At 63.3% G+C, this 16,528-nt stretch carries 14 protein-coding genes and 1 pseudogene; 1 reads left to right on the top strand and 14 read right to left on the bottom strand.

All coding sequences use genetic code 11. The features are described from left to right. Positions 1-58: 58 nt before the first annotated feature. Positions 59-857, top strand: a pseudogene (locus tag E4Z66_RS12325) (IS5 family transposase). Between the two features lie 9 nt (positions 858-866). Here E4Z66_RS12325 and E4Z66_RS12320 read toward each other — a convergent pair. From E4Z66_RS12320 to E4Z66_RS12255, 14 genes are all read right to left on the bottom strand, one after another. Then, positions 867-2,504 carry an ABC transporter ATP-binding protein gene (locus E4Z66_RS12320; RefSeq protein ID WP_136463325.1) on the bottom strand — a complete coding sequence of 546 codons (1,638 nt, stop codon included), beginning with the start codon at positions 2,502-2,504 and terminating at the stop codon, positions 867-869. Between the two features lie 58 nt (positions 2,505-2,562). Next, complete coding sequence (locus E4Z66_RS12315; protein ID WP_136463324.1) at positions 2,563-3,375, bottom strand: ABC transporter permease; 813 nt, start codon at positions 3,373-3,375, stop codon at positions 2,563-2,565. Positions 3,376-3,385: 10 nt separating this feature from the next. Then, positions 3,386-4,345 (bottom strand): ABC transporter permease, encoded by a 960-nt coding sequence (locus E4Z66_RS12310; protein ID WP_136463323.1) that lies wholly within the window; start codon positions 4,343-4,345, stop codon positions 3,386-3,388. A 1-nt stretch (position 4,346) separates the two neighbouring features. After that, a complete protein-coding gene (locus E4Z66_RS12305; protein WP_168797791.1) occupies positions 4,347-5,930 on the bottom strand; it encodes an ABC transporter substrate-binding protein in 1,584 nt (527 codons plus the stop codon). A gap of 135 nt (positions 5,931-6,065) precedes the next feature. Continuing rightward, positions 6,066-8,021: a CocE/NonD family hydrolase gene (locus E4Z66_RS12300; RefSeq protein WP_136463322.1), complete on the bottom strand. Its 1,956-nt coding sequence runs from the start codon at positions 8,019-8,021 to the stop codon at positions 6,066-6,068. Between the two features lie 21 nt (positions 8,022-8,042). Then, positions 8,043-9,143, bottom strand: coding sequence for a DUF4147 domain-containing protein (locus tag E4Z66_RS12295; protein WP_246036007.1), 1,101 nt, complete (start codon positions 9,141-9,143; stop codon positions 8,043-8,045). Further along, complete coding sequence (gene dtd / locus E4Z66_RS12290; protein WP_136463321.1) at positions 9,140-9,589, bottom strand: D-aminoacyl-tRNA deacylase; 450 nt, start codon at positions 9,587-9,589, stop codon at positions 9,140-9,142. Before dtd ends, E4Z66_RS12295 begins: the two co-directional genes overlap by 4 nt. 1 nt (position 9,590) lies before the next feature. Continuing rightward, entirely contained in the window at positions 9,591-10,268 is a 678-nt protein-coding gene (locus tag E4Z66_RS12285; RefSeq protein ID WP_136463320.1) for a nitroreductase, read from the bottom strand. A gap of 212 nt (positions 10,269-10,480) precedes the next feature. After that, positions 10,481-11,587: a TFIIB-type zinc finger domain-containing protein gene (locus tag E4Z66_RS12280; protein WP_211097160.1), complete on the bottom strand. Its 1,107-nt coding sequence runs from the start codon at positions 11,585-11,587 to the stop codon at positions 10,481-10,483. Positions 11,588-11,624: 37 nt separating this feature from the next. Further along, positions 11,625-12,743, bottom strand: a complete 1,119-nt coding sequence (locus E4Z66_RS12275; RefSeq protein ID WP_136463319.1) for an SPFH domain-containing protein — start codon at positions 12,741-12,743, stop codon at positions 11,625-11,627. A 76-nt stretch (positions 12,744-12,819) separates the two neighbouring features. Then, positions 12,820-13,296 (bottom strand): hypothetical protein, encoded by a 477-nt coding sequence (locus tag E4Z66_RS12270; RefSeq protein WP_136463318.1) that lies wholly within the window; start codon positions 13,294-13,296, stop codon positions 12,820-12,822. Between the two features lie 127 nt (positions 13,297-13,423). Next, the gene (locus tag E4Z66_RS12265; RefSeq protein ID WP_136463317.1) at positions 13,424-14,365 is read right to left on the bottom strand and encodes a DUF2927 domain-containing protein; all 942 of its coding nucleotides are present in this window, start codon (positions 14,363-14,365) and stop codon (positions 13,424-13,426) included. A 13-nt stretch (positions 14,366-14,378) separates the two neighbouring features. Beyond that, the gene (locus E4Z66_RS12260; RefSeq protein ID WP_136463316.1) at positions 14,379-15,575 is read right to left on the bottom strand and encodes a toxic anion resistance protein; all 1,197 of its coding nucleotides are present in this window, start codon (positions 15,573-15,575) and stop codon (positions 14,379-14,381) included. A gap of 26 nt (positions 15,576-15,601) precedes the next feature. Then, entirely contained in the window at positions 15,602-16,504 is a 903-nt protein-coding gene (locus tag E4Z66_RS12255) for a 5-bromo-4-chloroindolyl phosphate hydrolysis family protein (protein ID WP_136463315.1), read from the bottom strand. Positions 16,505-16,528 lie beyond the last annotated feature (24 nt).

The following is a 16,528-nucleotide window of genomic DNA, read 5'->3' as shown; positions in this document are numbered from 1 at the left end:
GGACCCATTGATTTCCGGCTGGCGGCATGATTCACGGTTCGAAAAACGAGCGGTTAACATGTCTGATCTTTTCTGGCTGACGGATGCGCAGATGGCGCGTCTTGCCCCCTTCTTTCCAAAGTCCCACGGCAAGCCACGCGTGGATGACCGGCGTGTGTTGAGCGGGATTATCTTCATCAACCGCAATGGCTTACGATGGCGCGATGCCCCCGCTGCCTATGGGCCACACAAGACGCTCTACAATCGCTGGAAGCGTTGGAGCGACAAGGGCGTCTTCGCCCGGATGATGGCGGGTCTGGCCGCTGAGCATGGCGAACAGAAGACCGTCTTGATCCCCTCTCGGGACATCACTGCGTGATGCCCTGCCGGGCGGTGGACGCAACCTATCTCAAGGCCCACCGGACAGCGACCAGCATGGGCGTGAAAAAGGGGGGTGTGGACGCCTGATCGGACGCACCAAAGGCGGCATGAACACCAAGCTGCACGCCATCTGCAACAGCAAGGGACGCCCACTGAACCTGTTCGTGACCGCAGGACAGGTTAGCGACTACATCGGCGCGCGGGCGTTGCTGAGCAGCTTGCCGGACGTGGATTGGTTGCTTGGGGATCGCGGCTATGATGCCGACTGGTTCAGGGAAGCGTTGCAAGACAAAGGGATACGCGCCTGTATCCCCGGTCGAAAGCAGCGGAAGACACCGGTGAAATACGACAAGCGCCGATACAAACGCCGCAATCGGATCGAGATCATGTTCGGCAGGCTCAAGGATTGGAGGCGCGTGGCGACCCGCTAAGACAGATGCTCCAAGGTGTTCCTCTCAGCAATCGCTTTCGCGGCCATCGTCATCTACTGGCTATGAGTCCTGACCCTAATTCCCGGCGCTCTCCATCTTGCGGTTTGCGATGACCTCTTCGAGCCAGCCAAGCTTCATTTCCGGCACGGAGGACAGCAGCAGGTCGGTATAGTCGTCGAAGGGCGGGGTCAGCACTTCGGACTTGCTGCCATAGCGCTGTACGCGCCCCTGATACATCACCGCGATGGAATCGCTGATCGCCTTCACCGTCGCAAGGTCATGGGTGATGAACAGATAAGCGACATCTTCCACCTCTTGCAGTTTGAGCAGCAGCTTCAAAATCCCGTCGGCGACCAGCGGATCAAGCGCCGATGTGACCTCGTCACAGATGATCAGCTTGGGTTTCGCCGCTAGCGCCCGCGCGATGCAGACCCGCTGTTTCTGACCGCCCGACAATTCCGCCGGGTAGCGGTCCTGGAACCCGTCACCCAGTTCGATTTCGTCCAGAAGTTCCTGAATCCGCCGCTGCTTTTCCGCGCCTTTCAGGCCGAAATAAAACTCCAGCGGGCGGCCGATGATGGTCCCGACCGTCTGGCGCGGGTTCATCGCCACATCGGCCATCTGGTAGATCATCTGCAACTCGCGCAGGTCTTCCTTCGGGCGCGAGGGCTGATCGGGCGTCAGTTCGCGCCCGTCGAAGATGATCTTGCCTTCGCGCGGCGGCAGCAGCCCGGTGATCACACGTGCCAGCGTCGATTTGCCCGATCCGCTTTCCCCCACAACGGCGAGGGTCTGACCCGGATAAAGCTCCACATTCACGCTATGCAGCACATCGAACTTGGTGCCCTTGTAGCGCGCTGTGATCCCCTCGCAGCGCAGCACGGGATCGCCCTGCGGCGGCTTTTCGGGATGTTCGATGGAACGGACGGTCACAAGCGCGCGGGTATATTCCTCGCGCGGGGCGTTGATGATCTGATCGGTGGTGCCGTATTCCACCATGTCGCCCATCTTCAGCACCATGATGTCATCGCTGACCTGTGCCACAACGGCGAGGTCATGGGTGATATAAAGCGCGGCAACGCCCGTATCGCGGATCGCCCGCTTGATCGCGGCCAGAACGTCGATCTGGGTGGTCACGTCCAGCGCTGTCGTCGGCTCGTCGAACACGACCAGATCGGGTTCCGGGCAAAGCGCAAGCGCCGTCATGCAGCGCTGCAACTGCCCGCCGGAGACTTGGTGCGGAAAGCGGTCCCCGATTTTTTCCGGGTCCGGCAGGCCAAGCTGACGAAACAGGTCCACAGCGCGGGCCGTGGCCTCGGACTTGGTGAACTTGCCGTGGCGCACTGCCGCTTCGATCACCTGTTCCATGATCTTCTTGGCCGGGTTGAAGCTGGCCGCCGCAGATTGCGACACATAGGTCACTTCGCTGCCGCGCAGGCTGCGCACGTCTTTCAGGCCCGATTTCAGAATATCGCGCCCGTTGACCCAAACCTCGCCGCCGGTGATTTCCACCCCGCCGCGGCCATAGGCCATCGTGGCCAGCCCGATGGTGGATTTGCCGGCGCCGGATTCACCGATCAGCCCCAGCACCTTGCCCTTTTCCAGCGCGAAGTCGATGCCGTGGACGATTTCGATCTCATGCGGTTTTTCACCGGGCGGATAGACGGTCGCGCCGATTTTGAGGTTTTTGACCTGAACAAGCGGGGCGCTCATGCTGCGGCCTCCTTCTTGGGGCTGTGAGAGAGCGGGCGACAGAAAGATCGTGTCAGGCTCATCCCCGGCCTCCTTTCAGCGAGGTGGTCCGGTTCAGCACCCAGTCCGCCACGAGGTTCACCGAAATCGCCAGCGTCGCGATGGCGATTGCCGGATAAAGCGCCGCGCCGACGCCATAGACGATGCCTTCGGCATTTTCCTTCACAATGCCGCCCCAGTCCGCAGCGGGCGGTTGTACGCCCAGCCCGAGGAAGGAGAGGGTGGACACGAAGAGCACCATGAAGATGAAGCGCAGGCCCATCTCTGCCACAAGGGGGGAGAGCGCATTGGGCAGGATCTCGCGGAAGATGATCCAGCCGCGCCCTTCACCGCGCAGCTTGGCGGCTTCGACGTAATCCATGACGTTGATGTCCACCGCGACAGCACGTGCGAGCCGGTAGACCCGCGTGGAATCGAGCAGCCCCATGACGAGGATCAGCGCCGGGATCGTCACCGGCGTGACCGACAGGACTACCAGTGCAAAGATCAGCGTCGGGATCGACATCAGCAGATCGACGAAGCGCGACATGAGCTGATCGGCCCAGCCGCCCAGAACCGCCGCCAGAAAGCCAAGGATGGACCCGGTGGTGAAGCTGAGGATCGTCGCCGCGGTCGCGATGAAGATCGTCGTGCGCCCGCCATAGATCATGCGGGACAGCAGGTCGCGCCCGATGGAATCGGTGCCCAGCAGGTAATCGCCCGAGGACGGCTCCCAGACGCCGCCAACGACTTCGGCCACGCCGTAAGGCGCGATCAGCGGTGCGAAGATTGCCATCAGGAAGTAGAGGGCGGTGAAAAAGAGGCCGATCGCGGCCGCAACGGGAATACGCATCTTCGCCTCCTTATTTGGGGTGCCGCAAGCGCGGGTTGGACAGGATCGACACGATGTCAGCCACCATGTTCAGGCCGATATAGACAGCCGCGAAGATCAGACCGCAGGCCTGCACCACTGGCACATCCCGCTTGGACACATGGTCGACCAGATATTGGCCCATGCCGGGATAGACGAAGACGACCTCGATCACGACAACGCCGACCACCAGATAGGCGAGGTTCAGCATCACCACATTGACGATAGGCGAAACCGCGTTCGGGAACGCATGTTTGCGGATGATCGTAAACATCGTCAGGCCTTTGAGTTCGGCCGTTTCGATATAGGCCGATTGCATCACGTTCAGGATCGCGGCGCGGGTCATGCGCATCATATGTGCAAGGACCACCAGCGTCAGCACGATCACGGGCAGCGCGATGGAATCCAGCCGGGTCAGCAGGTCCGCATCCGGGCGATAGGACACGGCGGTAGAGGGGAACCAGCGCAGCTTGACGCCGATATAGAACATCACCACGTAGCCGATCAGGAATTCCGGGATCGAAATGGAAGCAAGCGTCACCCCGGAGATCAGTTTATCGGGCCAGCGTTCGCGGTAGCGCACCGCGAGAAGCCCAAGGAAGATCGCCAGTGGCACGGCGATGATCGCGGCCCAGAAGGCGAGGAAAAGCGTATTGCCAAGGCGGCGGCCAATCTCGGTGGTGATATCCAGCCCCGATGTCAGCGCGGTGCCGAAATCCCCGGTGATCGCGCCCCCGAGCCAGCTGAAATACCGCGAGAAGGCAGGTTCGTTCAGGCCAAGCTCTGCGCGCAGGTTGGCGAGCGCTTCGGGCGTTGCCGATTGGCCGAGAATGGATTGCGCCACGTCTCCGGGCAGGATGATCGTTCCGACGAAGATCAGGATGGAGACGAGAAAGAGAAGCAGCAGGCCCAGCGCAATGCGCTGGGCCAGAAGTCGTGTTACAGAGCCCATATCAGGCTTTCACCCACATCCGCATCGGGGCGTAGCTGTTCATCAGCGCGTAGCCTGCCGTGTTCTCGACATAGCCGTCGATACGATCGGATGTCGCGTCGACGAAATCGTTGAACATCGGGCAGATCAGGCCGCCTTCGTTGTGCAGGATGTTGCCCATATCGGCATACATCTGCGTGCGCTTGGCGGCGTCAAGCTCGGCCCGTGCGGCGATCAGAAGCTGGTCGAACTGCTCGTTCTTGAAGCGGGTGTCGTTCCAGTCCGCCGAAGACAGATACGCGGTGGTGAACATCTGGTCCTGTGTCGGACGACCGCCCCAATAGGACGTGCAGAACGGCTGCTTGTTCCAGACCTCGGACCAATAGCCGTCATTCGGCTCGCGCTTGATCTCAAGGTTGATGCCTGCCGCCTTGGCGGATTGCTGGAACAGGGCCGACGCATCCGGCGCGCCCGGGAAGGAGTTGTCCGACGTACGCAGCAGCACCGGGCCATCATAGCCGGATTTCTGCATGTGGAACTTCGCCTTGTCCGGATCGTATTCGCGCTGCTCGATCTCGGTGTAGAACGGATAGGACGCGTTGATCGGCGTGTCATTCCCGACAGAGCCATAGCCGAACAGGATCTTGTCGACCATTTCCTGACGGTTGATGCCGTATTTCAGCGCCAGCCGCAGATCGTTGTTGTCGAAGGGCGCGGTGTCGCAATGCATGATGAACACGTAATGGCCCGGACCGGCTGTCGAATGCACGTTGACGCCCGGCGCACGTGCCACAAGGCCCGCGGTTTTCGGCGGAACGCGGTCGATCATATCCACCTGACCCGATTGCAGCGCGGCCACGCGGGCGGTGTTGTCATTGATGACCAGCAGTTCGATCGTTTCCGCATTGCCCAGATCGCCCCAGTAGTTGGGGTTCTTCTCGGCCACGAGGCGCACGCCCATCTCGACATCCTTGATGATGTAGGGGCCGGTGCCGATGGCGGCTGTCGGATCGTCATTGCCGCCATTGGGCTGGATGATCAGGTGATAGTCGGCCATCAGGTAGGGCAGGTCGGCATTGGGGCCGTCCAGTTCAACGACGACGCTATCGCCTTCGGCGCGCACATTCTTGACCGAGCGCATGATGCCAAGCGCGCCGGATTTGGTGTCTTCGCCAGAGTGGCGCATCAGCGAAGCCGCCGCGTCTTCTGCCGTCACGGTCTTGCCGTTGGAGAAGGTGATGCCGGAGCGGATCTTGAACGTCCATGTGGCCGCGTCGGCAGAGCCTTCGAAGCTTTCGGCGACCTTGCCCTCAAGCCCGCCATCGTCGGCCAGTTCGACCAGCGGCTCACCCCAAAGGCGGATCGCCATCAGTGCAACCTGGTTGGTCGCCAGCGCCGGGTCGAGGCTGTCGGAGGACGACCCGCCCTGCAGGCCCATGCGCAGCGTGCCACCCTTCTGCGGGCCAGCGGCCAGCGCCGCATCACCCAGCAGCGTGGCGGCCGCAGTTGCAGTCACACCCATTGCCGCCGCACGGCCCATGAATTCGCGGCGCGACATGAGTCCGCGTGCCGCGCGCATGGCAAAATAATCCAGTTTCGTGGTCATTGATATCTCCCGATTGATTATTCCCGCTTCGTGAGGGCGGTTTTTTAACTAGCTTACGGCGCGAAGAGTTGCGCGTTTCACCCCGGCTCGCAAGGGCTAATTCCGACAAACCCGTCCGCTTGACGCAGCGCGCCTTCAAACTGCCGCGCGCTTGATCTTGTCCTCGAAAGTCTTTTCAAAAACCAGCACATCGTTCTCGTAGGCCTCGATGCGCGCGTGCAGATAGAAGTGGTGCGCGTCGCATCGCATGTCGCATCGCGCCTCGCTGCGCAGGGCGGTCCCGCCGCGCGTCATCTCTTCGGTCCAATGGCACGATCCGCGAGCCGAAAGCGGGTCATCGGGGTGGATCGACCATGTCTCGCGCGCGATGCCGCCGCTTTCCAGCCCGTGATCCAGATCGCGCACCATGCCGAAATCATCCTCGATGATTAGCCGGACATCGCCCGTCACCATATCGGTTTCGCGCACGCGGCTGTGATGTTCCTCGCGCAGGGTTTCCGTCTGCCATGGTGCGGCGGCCTCGGGGGGCGGGAAATCCCAGCCCGCTTCGCTATCCGTGTGCTCCAGCGAGAGCGAGCCGCCATGCACCGTGGCCGTCACCGGCGCGGGGCTGGGCCAGATCAGCGGCCAATAGGCGGTAGAGATCGCAATGCGCAGCCGATGCCCCGCCGGCACCTTATAGGCGATCTGGTCAAGGGCGATGGTGATCGCCTCGCGCTGACCCGGCACGCAATCGCGGCCAAGCTGGCTGTTCAGGTTCAAAACGCCATAGGTGATCCGGGTCGAAGCCCCGTCAGGATGCACATGGCACAGGCGCACCGCAATCTGGGCGCGTGGCTGATCGACGCTGAGATTCAGGCGCACCGTGGGCGCGCCGATAATGTTTACATCGTCTTCCAGCACGGGGCTGTCGAAGCACAGGCTCATGGCGTCGTCGCGGCGCTGATCGCCCGGCATTTCCGGCCCCAGCCAAATCGCGCAATATTCGCCGCCATCTGCCCCCGTATCCTGGGGCGAGGCCACCACACGGGCGCATCCCGAAGGCGCGCCGCCCAGACCATCGGCACCAAGGAACCAGGTGCGCGTTTCCCCCTGCGGATCCGCAAGCCAGCGACCGGGCCGCTCCGTATACCACGTGGCGGGGCGGACCCCATCCATCAGATAAAGGCGCTGATCCGGGTCGCCCTCCGCCCCGTTCGGATCGTCCTTGAGCCAGCGATCCCACCAGCACAGCGCCTCTTGCAAGAAGCCGATGCGCGGCTCGGGCACGGCGAAATGCGGGTACTTATGCACCCAGGGGCCCAGAATGCCCTTGGCACCGGGAATATTCTGCACGATCTGCGGCACCGCGTTCTTATAGGCATCGCCCCAGCCGCCAATCGCCAGCACCTTTGCCTTGATGGCGGGATAGTCCTCGCAGACGGACCCATGCTTCCAATAGGCGTCGCGCGTCTGGTGCCGCAGCCACACGGCGGGCAGGAACGGTTCTGCCTTGAGCCGGTCCAGCCACATCTCGCGCCAGTTTTCCCGCAGCGCCGGATCGGGCGCACGGCTGGAATAGGCCCACATGGTCGCGCCCCAGCCAAGGTTTTCGTTCAGCAGGCAGCCGCCCTTGTAATGGATGTCATCGGCAAACCGATCCACCGTCGAACAGAGCGTGATTACCGCCTTCAGCGGCTCTGGCGCAAGCGCCGCGACCTGCAACCCGTTGAATCCGCCCCAACTGATCCCCATCATGCCCACCGTGCCGCAGCACCAGTCTTGCGCGGCGGCCCAGTTGATGACCTCTACCGCGTCGGCCAGTTCCTGCGGCGTGTATTCGTCCTCCATCAGGCCTTCGCTGTCGCCATTGCCGCGCATATCCACGCGCAAACAGGCATAGCCCCGCGCGGCGAAGTAAGGATGGGTCAGCGCATCGCGCGCACAGGTGCCATCCCGCTTGCGATAGGGCAAATATTCCAGAATGACCGGAACCGGCGCGTCGGTGGCATCCGCAGGCATCCAGCAACGCGCCGACAGGCGTGTCCCGTCGCTCAACGTGATGCCCATATCCGCTGTCTCGACGATCTCGCGCAGGCTGTTACTGGTCATGGGGCGGTCCTTCGCTGGGTTTCAGGTTTTCCGGGCGATCATCAAGTCCATCACATTGGTCCCGGTCGGCCCCGTGGTGATCAGCGCGTTCCGCTCCGCAAGGAACGTCCCGCTATCGGCGCGGCCGATGTAGTCCAGCGCGCGCGCCTCCCACGTATCGCCATCCACCCATGCGCCGGCATCCTGCGTCGGACCATCGGTGCCGTCGGTCCCGGCGACAAGGATTTCGATATCGGAACGTCCCGCGATCTCGCGCGCCAGCAGCAGCGCCAGCAATTGGTTGCGCCCGCCGCGGCCGGGGCTGTCCGGCAGCTTCACCGTCGGCTCGCCGCCAAAGATATAAAGCCCCGCAGCGCCGCCGCGCAGCCGCTTTGCCAGGGCCGGGGCCAACTCGGTCACATCGCCGTAAAGGCATTCTTCATTCGCGGCGATGCGCTGCCCTCCGGCGGCCGCCTCGGCTGCCGCACGCGCAATCGCGTTGGAGGCGACGATCTGCGCGCGAAAGACAAAAGGCGCATCCTCGGGCGCGGCACCAATGCCGGACCCGATGACATTGAGCGCATCCCCCTCGACATCCGAAATCGCCAGCGTCGTGACGCGCGCCCCGCCAAACCCGGCCAGCAACTTGCCGCCCTTGATCTGGCTGACCTCGCGCCGCCGCTGGTTGATCGCATGGATATCGGCGCCAGAGGCGACAAGGGCCTCTGTCTCGGCCTGCCACGCATCCAGCGTCATCCCGGCGGGAAGCAACTCCGCCACGGCAGAAGCACCGCCCGAAACCAACATCAACAAATGATCGTCCGCCGCACCGGCGGCAACGGCCTCCGCCAAGGCTGCGCCCGCGTCCAGCGATGCCGCGTCCGGGATCGGGTGGCCCGCACCAATGATGCGCGGCGCGCCGGGCAGGGCGGTCTCATGCCCGTGCTTGGTGACAAGCAGCGCGGGCAGGTCGGGCCATTGGTCCAGCACTGGCGCGGCCATATCACATGCCGCTTTGCCTACGGCGATCATACGGGTCGGTGGCTCCGCCAGATCCGGAAGCGCCGCGCGTATGGCAGCCGCGCCGCGTACCGCCGCGACCCCCGCCTGCCACAGGCTCAGCAACTCGCCGCCATGCCTCACCCCAGCGCCTCCGTGTCCAGCCAAAGCGTCACCGGCCCGTCATTCACCAGGCTGACCTGCATATCCGCCCCGAACCGGCCTGTTGCCACGGGCACCTCCAGCGCTGCCAAATCCGCCGCGAATTGCTCATAGAGCCGCTCTGCCTCTTGCGGTGGACATGCGCCGGAAAATCCGGGCCGATTTCCGCGCGACATATCTGCCGCGAGGGTGAACTGCGACACCACCAGCGCCGCGCCCCGCGTATCAAGCAGGGACCTGTTCATCTTGCCGGCCTCATCCTTGAAGATGCGCAGCTTCGAAATCTTCGCGGCAAGCTTGGCACTGATCTCCGGCGTGTCGCCGGGCATGGCACAAATGAGAACCAACAACCCGTGCCCGATTTCACCAACCGTCGTGTCATTCACCTCGACACGGGCCTCGCTTACCCGTTGTAACAGCGCGCGCATCTCAGCCCTTCCAGTTGATCAAAGCGTCCGGCGCCGCCCGGTTGGTGCGAAACCCGTTCGCCGGATGGTTCAGGTCCGGCCACCCGAAGGAGATCGCGCACAAGATCAACCGATCCTCGCCAATGCCAAACCAATCGCGCACGAATGGCGCATGGGACGCCACAGCCGCCTGCGGAATGCTCGCGACACCCCGCGCCTGCGCCGCCAAACAAAACGCGGTAACAAAACCGCCGCAATCCATCGCGCCGTAGGGGCCAAGCGCTGCAGGCGAATGCAGGATCGCAACATGCGGCGCACCGAACAGGCGGAAGTTCTCCATCATCTGCCGGGCCGATCCAGCACGGTCCCCTTTCTCGATCCCGACAGCCTCGTAAAGCTGCCAGCCACATTCCCGCCGCCGCGCACCGTAAATACCGGGATACCCATCCGGCCACGTCAGGTCCGGGGCAGGGGCCGCACCCGCCGTCGCATAAGTGTAAAGCGCGTCGCGGAACAGGTCCGTCTCGTCGCCGCGGGTGATCTCAAGCTGCCAAGGCTGCGCATTGCACCAGCTGGGCACATGCCGGGCAGTATCCACAATCTGCGTAATCACATCCTCGCCCACCGGATCGGTCAAATAGGCGCGGCAGGAAAATCGTTCCGTGGCAAGTGAATGCAGGGCATCAGAAGGGCTGGTCATGCCGTGACCCTATCAAGGCGCAGCGGCGCGTCCAGCGGAAAAAACACGCGCAAATGGCCCGGTTGCCGGTTGGCACTATTTGCCCGTTCCGGACAAAGGCGCCCCCCCGCCGACCCAAACTGGCTGCCGCTGGCCAAGGGCGCGCCAATCCTCTTCATTGTTCCACAAATACTCAATCCACGGCGGACCACCCGCGCGAAGAGCCATCCGCATCAAGCGTTTTGGGCGTAGAGATATCCGAAAACCGCAGCCAGCACCGCGATGGCCAACACGGCGAAGGTGATCTTCCAGGCCGACCAAGGGCGCTCGCCCTGCACACGGCCCGATTGCCCATTCACCACGAAACGGTAGGTGGTGCCGCGATATTTATAGGCCGCCAGCCAGACCGGCAAAAGCACATGCTTGAACGTCATATCGCTCAGATCGGTGTCGATATCATGGATGCGCTGCCGGTCCCCGCCGATATCGAACTTGACGTCGCGCACGATCACCCGGTCCATGATGGCGCGCGCTTCGGCAAAGCCTTCGCCCAGCTCGACCGTATAGCCCTCGGCACGAAACCCGGCGAGGTACTCTGGCGCGTACGGCTCCAGCGCGGTCAGATCCCACGGCTCCAGCGCGTCGGTATAACGTTTGGGCAAAGACCGAGAGGCCAGTACAACCACATCGTCGAAAAACCGCGCAATCCGACCGCGCACATTGGTCCAGCGAACCTTCTGAACCCGTTGCTGCACCCGCCTGCCGTCGCGCTGCACCATCCGCGTTTCGTAATACACCGTGCCGCGCTGGCCGGAATATCGCGATTGGGTCTGCGCATCGAAGGTCCAGTAGGGGACGTAGATCCCCTGCATCTTCCGGCCCTTGCGCGCATAGTCCTGCAACCCGTTCGGGGCGAACCAAAGCGATCCAAGCCAATCGTTCATTGCCGCGCGCGCCTGTTTTTCATCCAGCGCGAAGGGCAGAAGACCGCGCGGTTTGATATGGCGGTGGATACCGGTATCCGTGACCACGGGCGTCGCACAAAAGGGGCATTCGGCGGCATGTACGTCCGGGTCGAACTCCACCTGCGCCGCGCAATTGGGGCAGACGGACACGCGGGTTTCTTCCATATCTGCCTGCGGCAGGCGGTCGTTCAGCGCCGCGCGCAGATCAAGCTCGCGCAGCGCGTGCCGCGTTTGGGCGCGTTCGTGCAGGCGCACGGTGTTACCGCAATGGTCGCAGATCAGCTGGCCCTCGCCGGGATCATAGCGCAGATCGGCCCCGCATGTGTCACAGGGGAATCGGTGCTCTTCCAGCGGGGCGACGTCCGTCAGATCCATCATGATCCAGCTTGCCTGTTCAGCGGTGCAAAGGCGATCAAGCCCCCGGCGGCGGGGGCGGCAGAATGGTGAAAAGCTGCGCCAGTTCGGTCACGTCCTCGGCCCGCAACCAGCCGTCCTGTCCGGGGGTCCAGACATAGGTTTCCCGCGTCAGCGCGCCATCGGCGACCATCTGGCCCATCCGCGCCTTGGAGAACGGACCCTTGGTTTGCCCGGCCTCAGCGATATGCCAGACATGTTCGACGGGCGGCGGAGGCGGTGCCAGCGCGGCGGGCGCGGGGGCCGCTTCGACTTGCGCGGGGCGCGTGCCCCATGGACCGGCGGCCTGATGCGCGATCTGCATCCCCATGGCCGCGCCCATGCCGGCCTGAATGGCCCCGGCGCCGGCCCCATCGCGGCCTAAGGCTTCGGCCGCCTGGAACTGCATGTATTCGCCCAGGTTTCCGATCACGCCCATCGACGACCGCTTGTCCAGAACCGCTTCGACCGCAGGCGGGAGCGAGATGTTTTCGATATAAAGCTCTGGCAGGGCCAGACCATATTCCGCGATCCGCGGCCCGATTTCCTTGGCCACAAGCTGCCCCAATTCACGGGTGTTGGCGGCCATGTCCATCACCGGAATGCCCGCCCGCGCAATGGTGCGGGAGAATTCCTGCACGATCACGTTGCGGATCTGAAAGCTGATCTCGTCCATGGTGAATTCGCCATCGGTGCCGACGATTTCGACCAGAAAACGTGCGGGGTCGGCGACTTTTACCGAATAGGTGCCAAAGGCGCGCAGACGCACCGGGCCGAATTCCGGGTCGCGGCAGATGATCGGGTTCTTCGTGCCCCATTTCAGGTCGTTGAACCGGGTCGTGTTGACGAAGTAAATCTCGGACTTGAACGGGCTGCGAAAGCCGTGATCCCAATGCTGAAGCGTGGTCAGGATCGGCATGTTGTTGGTCTCAAGCATGTAAAGACCGGGGGTGAACACATCCGCCAATTGGCCTTCATGGACAAAGACGGCGGCTTGCCCTTCGCGCACGGTCAGCTTTGCGCCGTACTTGATCTCGTGCCCTTCGCGTTCAAAGCGCCAGACCATCGTATCGCGCGTATCATCCACCCAGTGAATGACGTCGATGAATTCGCCGGAAAGAAAGTCGAAGATGCCCATTGTCCCACCCGTCTGAAAATCTGCGAACCTTATAGACGGGTGGGCGACGAAGCGCGACGGGTTTTTGCCGGGGAAATCAGCCCAGTGGCACCTCATTTTTGCGCGGCGGCGCAAAGCGCGCCATGAACCAGACCATCAGCCCGCCCATCAGGGCCGCCATGCCGACATGGCCGATGAAGGACGATTGCGTATAGGCACCGAATCCCATCATGAAGCTGCGCCCCACCACCGGGGCCAGCAGGCCTTGGGCCACGAACCAAAGGCCCAGCCCGGCCACCGCGCCCGCCAGCGGCAATTTCAGCCCGGTGCGGGCGTGGGTCATCCAGACAATGGCCGGAAACACCAGCGCGCCGATGGCAAAATGCAGCGCAAAGGCCGCGCCATAGGGCAGGGCAATGCCGGTTCCCATCTGCGTCAGCGCAGTCACCAGCCGGGCGGGCTCCAACGTGACGCCGAACAGGACCGGGGACAGTAGCCACGCATAGGCTTCGAAGGCGAGTTCGCCGGCAAGACCTGCCAGCACGATAGAATTGAGAGGGGGCGAAGCGGGCACGGCAGTTCCTTTGCGATGGCATATGTTACGCAGCGGAAATATGGGCGCGCCGGGGCGGTGCAATGCGCGGACACGAAGCCGTCAGCCAAGGTGAGGCCGGAGTGACCGGGCCCCCGGATCGCGAAGGTTACGATCCCGGTGCCATCAGATCGGCGGCAATGTTGCGCGCGATGGGCAGCGCTTGCTCTGCGCCCATGCCGGTGGTCAGGCGCGGGTCGTAATGCAGCTTTAGCAGCTTTTCATCATGGCTGGTCAGCAGTGCGAATTCGTCATCATCATTGAAGATCGACGGGCGCGCATAGGGGGAATCGTTGGCCAGCCCCAAGCCTTGCGCGACTTCCTCGTGGATACAGGAGAGCCGCATCAGGTCGGGCTGTTCCGTCCGAATGATCGCAAAGGCCCGGCGATACCGGGCGGCATCGCCCGCATCGGTCATCGCCACCACCAGGCAATAGGTCGATCGCGGCAGGTTGGTGATGGAGGCCAGCGTGCGCCCGTCAAGCCGCGGCTCGATACGGCGCATTTCCTCGATCGCGCCCGCGCGCTCGTCCTCGCTGACGAAGAATACAAGGAAATTGGGCTGGTCGGCAGAGACGGAGATAGGGTGGCCCGTGACCCGTGCCAGCCGGTTCGCGTAGCCAATCAGCGCGTTGGTATCGCGGGTGCGCAGCGCGGGCGAGGCCGACGCCCCAAAGCGCGCCTGCAGCCGTACCGGACCATCCCACCGCCGAAGCGGTTGTTCGCCGCGCTCATATTCGCTGAAGAACGAGATTTGTTCGAAATTGCGCACCAGCATGTCGACCGTATAGGGCGTGTCCGGCCCGCCGCCATCGGTGCGGAGCAGCCCGCGCGTCTGACCGTCGCGCAGAACCTGGGCGTAGTAGGCGCGCAGCGCCTCGCTGTTGGCTGAGGGCTCGGGCGTTTCCTGGCTTTCCGGCGCGGTGACTTGCGGCGGACGCGCGCGCGGCGTCAGCACCGGTTCAACCGGTGCCATCAGATCGCACGCGGTCAGGCCAACCAGGGCCAGCCCGGCCAGCGCGCGCGCCGCGATGCGCCGCCGCGCCGTCATGCCGCGCCGCCGTTCAAGCGGGCACCGCCGTTCCGGCATTGTCGCCAACGCCGTCGCGGCGCGACTTGGCAGAGGCCAGCGTATCGCGCAGTTCCGCTTCCATCTTCTTGAGTTCGGTTTCGGCTTCGGCCCGCTTGCGTTTGCCTTCGTCCGCGATTTGCAGGCTTTCCTCGATCGTGCCGATCAGATCCGCATTGGCCTTCTTCACCGCTTCGATATCAAAGACGCCGCGTTCCATTTCCTGACGGATCATCTTGTTGCTGTCGCGCAGGTTCTTGGCATTCGCAGTCAGCAATTCGTTGGTCAGGTCATTGGCGTCGCGCACCGCCGCCGCAGCTTCCGCCGAGCGCTGGATGGTGACAGCCTGCGCCAGTTGGGTTTCCCAAAGCGGCACGGTGTTGACGAGCGTCGAGTTGATTTTCGTGACCAGCGATTTGTCGTTTTCCTGCACCAGCCGGATGGAGGGCAGCGATTGCATCGTCACCTGCCGCGTCAGTTTCAGGTCGTGAACGCGGCGCTCCAGATCGTCGCGGGCCGCGCGCAGGTCGCGCAATTCCTGCGCCGCCATCACCTGATCGGCCTCGGGCGCGGCCTGAACGGCGGCCTCCTTGGCGGGGATGTCCGTGCCGTCCAGCACGCCCAGCTTGGCTTCCCCCGCCGCGATATAAAGCGCCAGCTCATCGTAGAATTGCAGCGTCTTGTCATAAAGCAGGTCGAGCGATTTGATATCTTTCAGCAGCACATGTTCGTGGCCCAGCAAATCGTCGGTGATGCGGTCGATCTGGCCCTGCACTTCTTCGAAGCGGGCGGTGAACTTGGCGAAAGGCGCGGCGCGGCCCAGAAGCTTTTCCCACCATGTCCGGTCCCGGCGCACATCCAGTTCCGACACGGAGAAGCCGCGGATCGTGGTGACGATATTGCGCAGGCTGTCGCCGGCGGGGCCAACATCCTTGTTGCGCACGCCCGACAGCATCGATTGGCTGATTTCCTGCAATTCGGCCTGCGCGGCAGAGCCGAAGGACACGATGGAGTTGGTATCCTCCATGTCTATTTCGTCCATGCGTGCGTTGATCTCGGCGGTGAGGGCCGGATCGGCCTGCTCAAGCGGAACGATATCCGCTGCTGCACCGGGTTCCGGCAGGATCATTGCGGTGACTTCCTCCACCTCGGCCAGGGCGGCCTCGGCTTTTTGGCGCACGTTGTCGGACATTGGTTCTTCCTCGTTCAGGTCACTTTTTAGGTGTCTAGTCTTACGCCTTCGCGCGCCAACCGGTCCCGCAGGACGCTGATTTCGATGTCCAGATCGGTCTGGCTATCGGCCATCAGCGCGCGGGTCTTGGCGGCAAAGTTGTTCTGCAAATCGCTCAGCAAAGCGATGAATTTCTGTTGTGCTTCAGGGTTTTGCGCGCGGGCGTTCAGGTCGGCGAACTTCACGGCAGCGTCGCGCGCGCCAATCAGGTACACGCCCAGATACTTGCGCGCCGCCGTCAGGTCGCGCGGGTCTTCTTCGACCGTGCGCACCAGATCGCGGACCGTGGCGCGGAATTGTTCGGCTGCGGCCTCGGCCCGGCGGTCGCCTGCGCGGCGTAGTGCGTCTTCCATGGCATTGAGGTGCTTTTCCGCCTCGTCCACAACACGGGCGACGCGGTCTTGCTGGAAGGTATCGATGCCCTCCATTCCCTTGTTGCGCAGCGGGTCGATGCCAAAGGCCGCCACGTGCAGCGCGCCTGCCGCAGCGCCAAAGATCAACGCCCCAAGAAGCGGATGACCATGCGCCAGCGTCGCCGCGCAAACCCCCAATCCGGTCAGCAGCGATGCCGCCATCTTGCGCGGAAAGGCGGGGCGGCGCGCGACCCGGCGGGCCTCATACTCGGCCGCCGCTTCCAGGCCACCACGCAGCAAAAACGCCGCCAGCGTCAGCAGACCCGCGCCCACAAGGCCCAGAGCCATCCCCACAGCGCCATTGTTCAACGTAGTGAACACCAGCGGAATCGCCGGGATGAACAGCACGTTGGCGCGCGCGCCGACCGGGTTGACCTCGATCCGCGGGGCAATCGGCGTCTGTGCTGCCTCTTTGCCGTCGGCGCCTTGGTCAAAGCTGCCATCCGGGCTGTATTTGCCGCCATAGCGTTTGTTCATGAGGTCACAAGCCTCCCAGCCAGC

Origin of the sequence: Aliishimia ponticola, from assembly GCF_004803475.1 — a bacterium.
GTDB classification, from domain to species: Bacteria; Pseudomonadota; Alphaproteobacteria; order Rhodobacterales; family Rhodobacteraceae; genus Aliishimia; species Aliishimia ponticola.
This window is presented reverse-complemented; position numbering and strand designations above follow the sequence as displayed.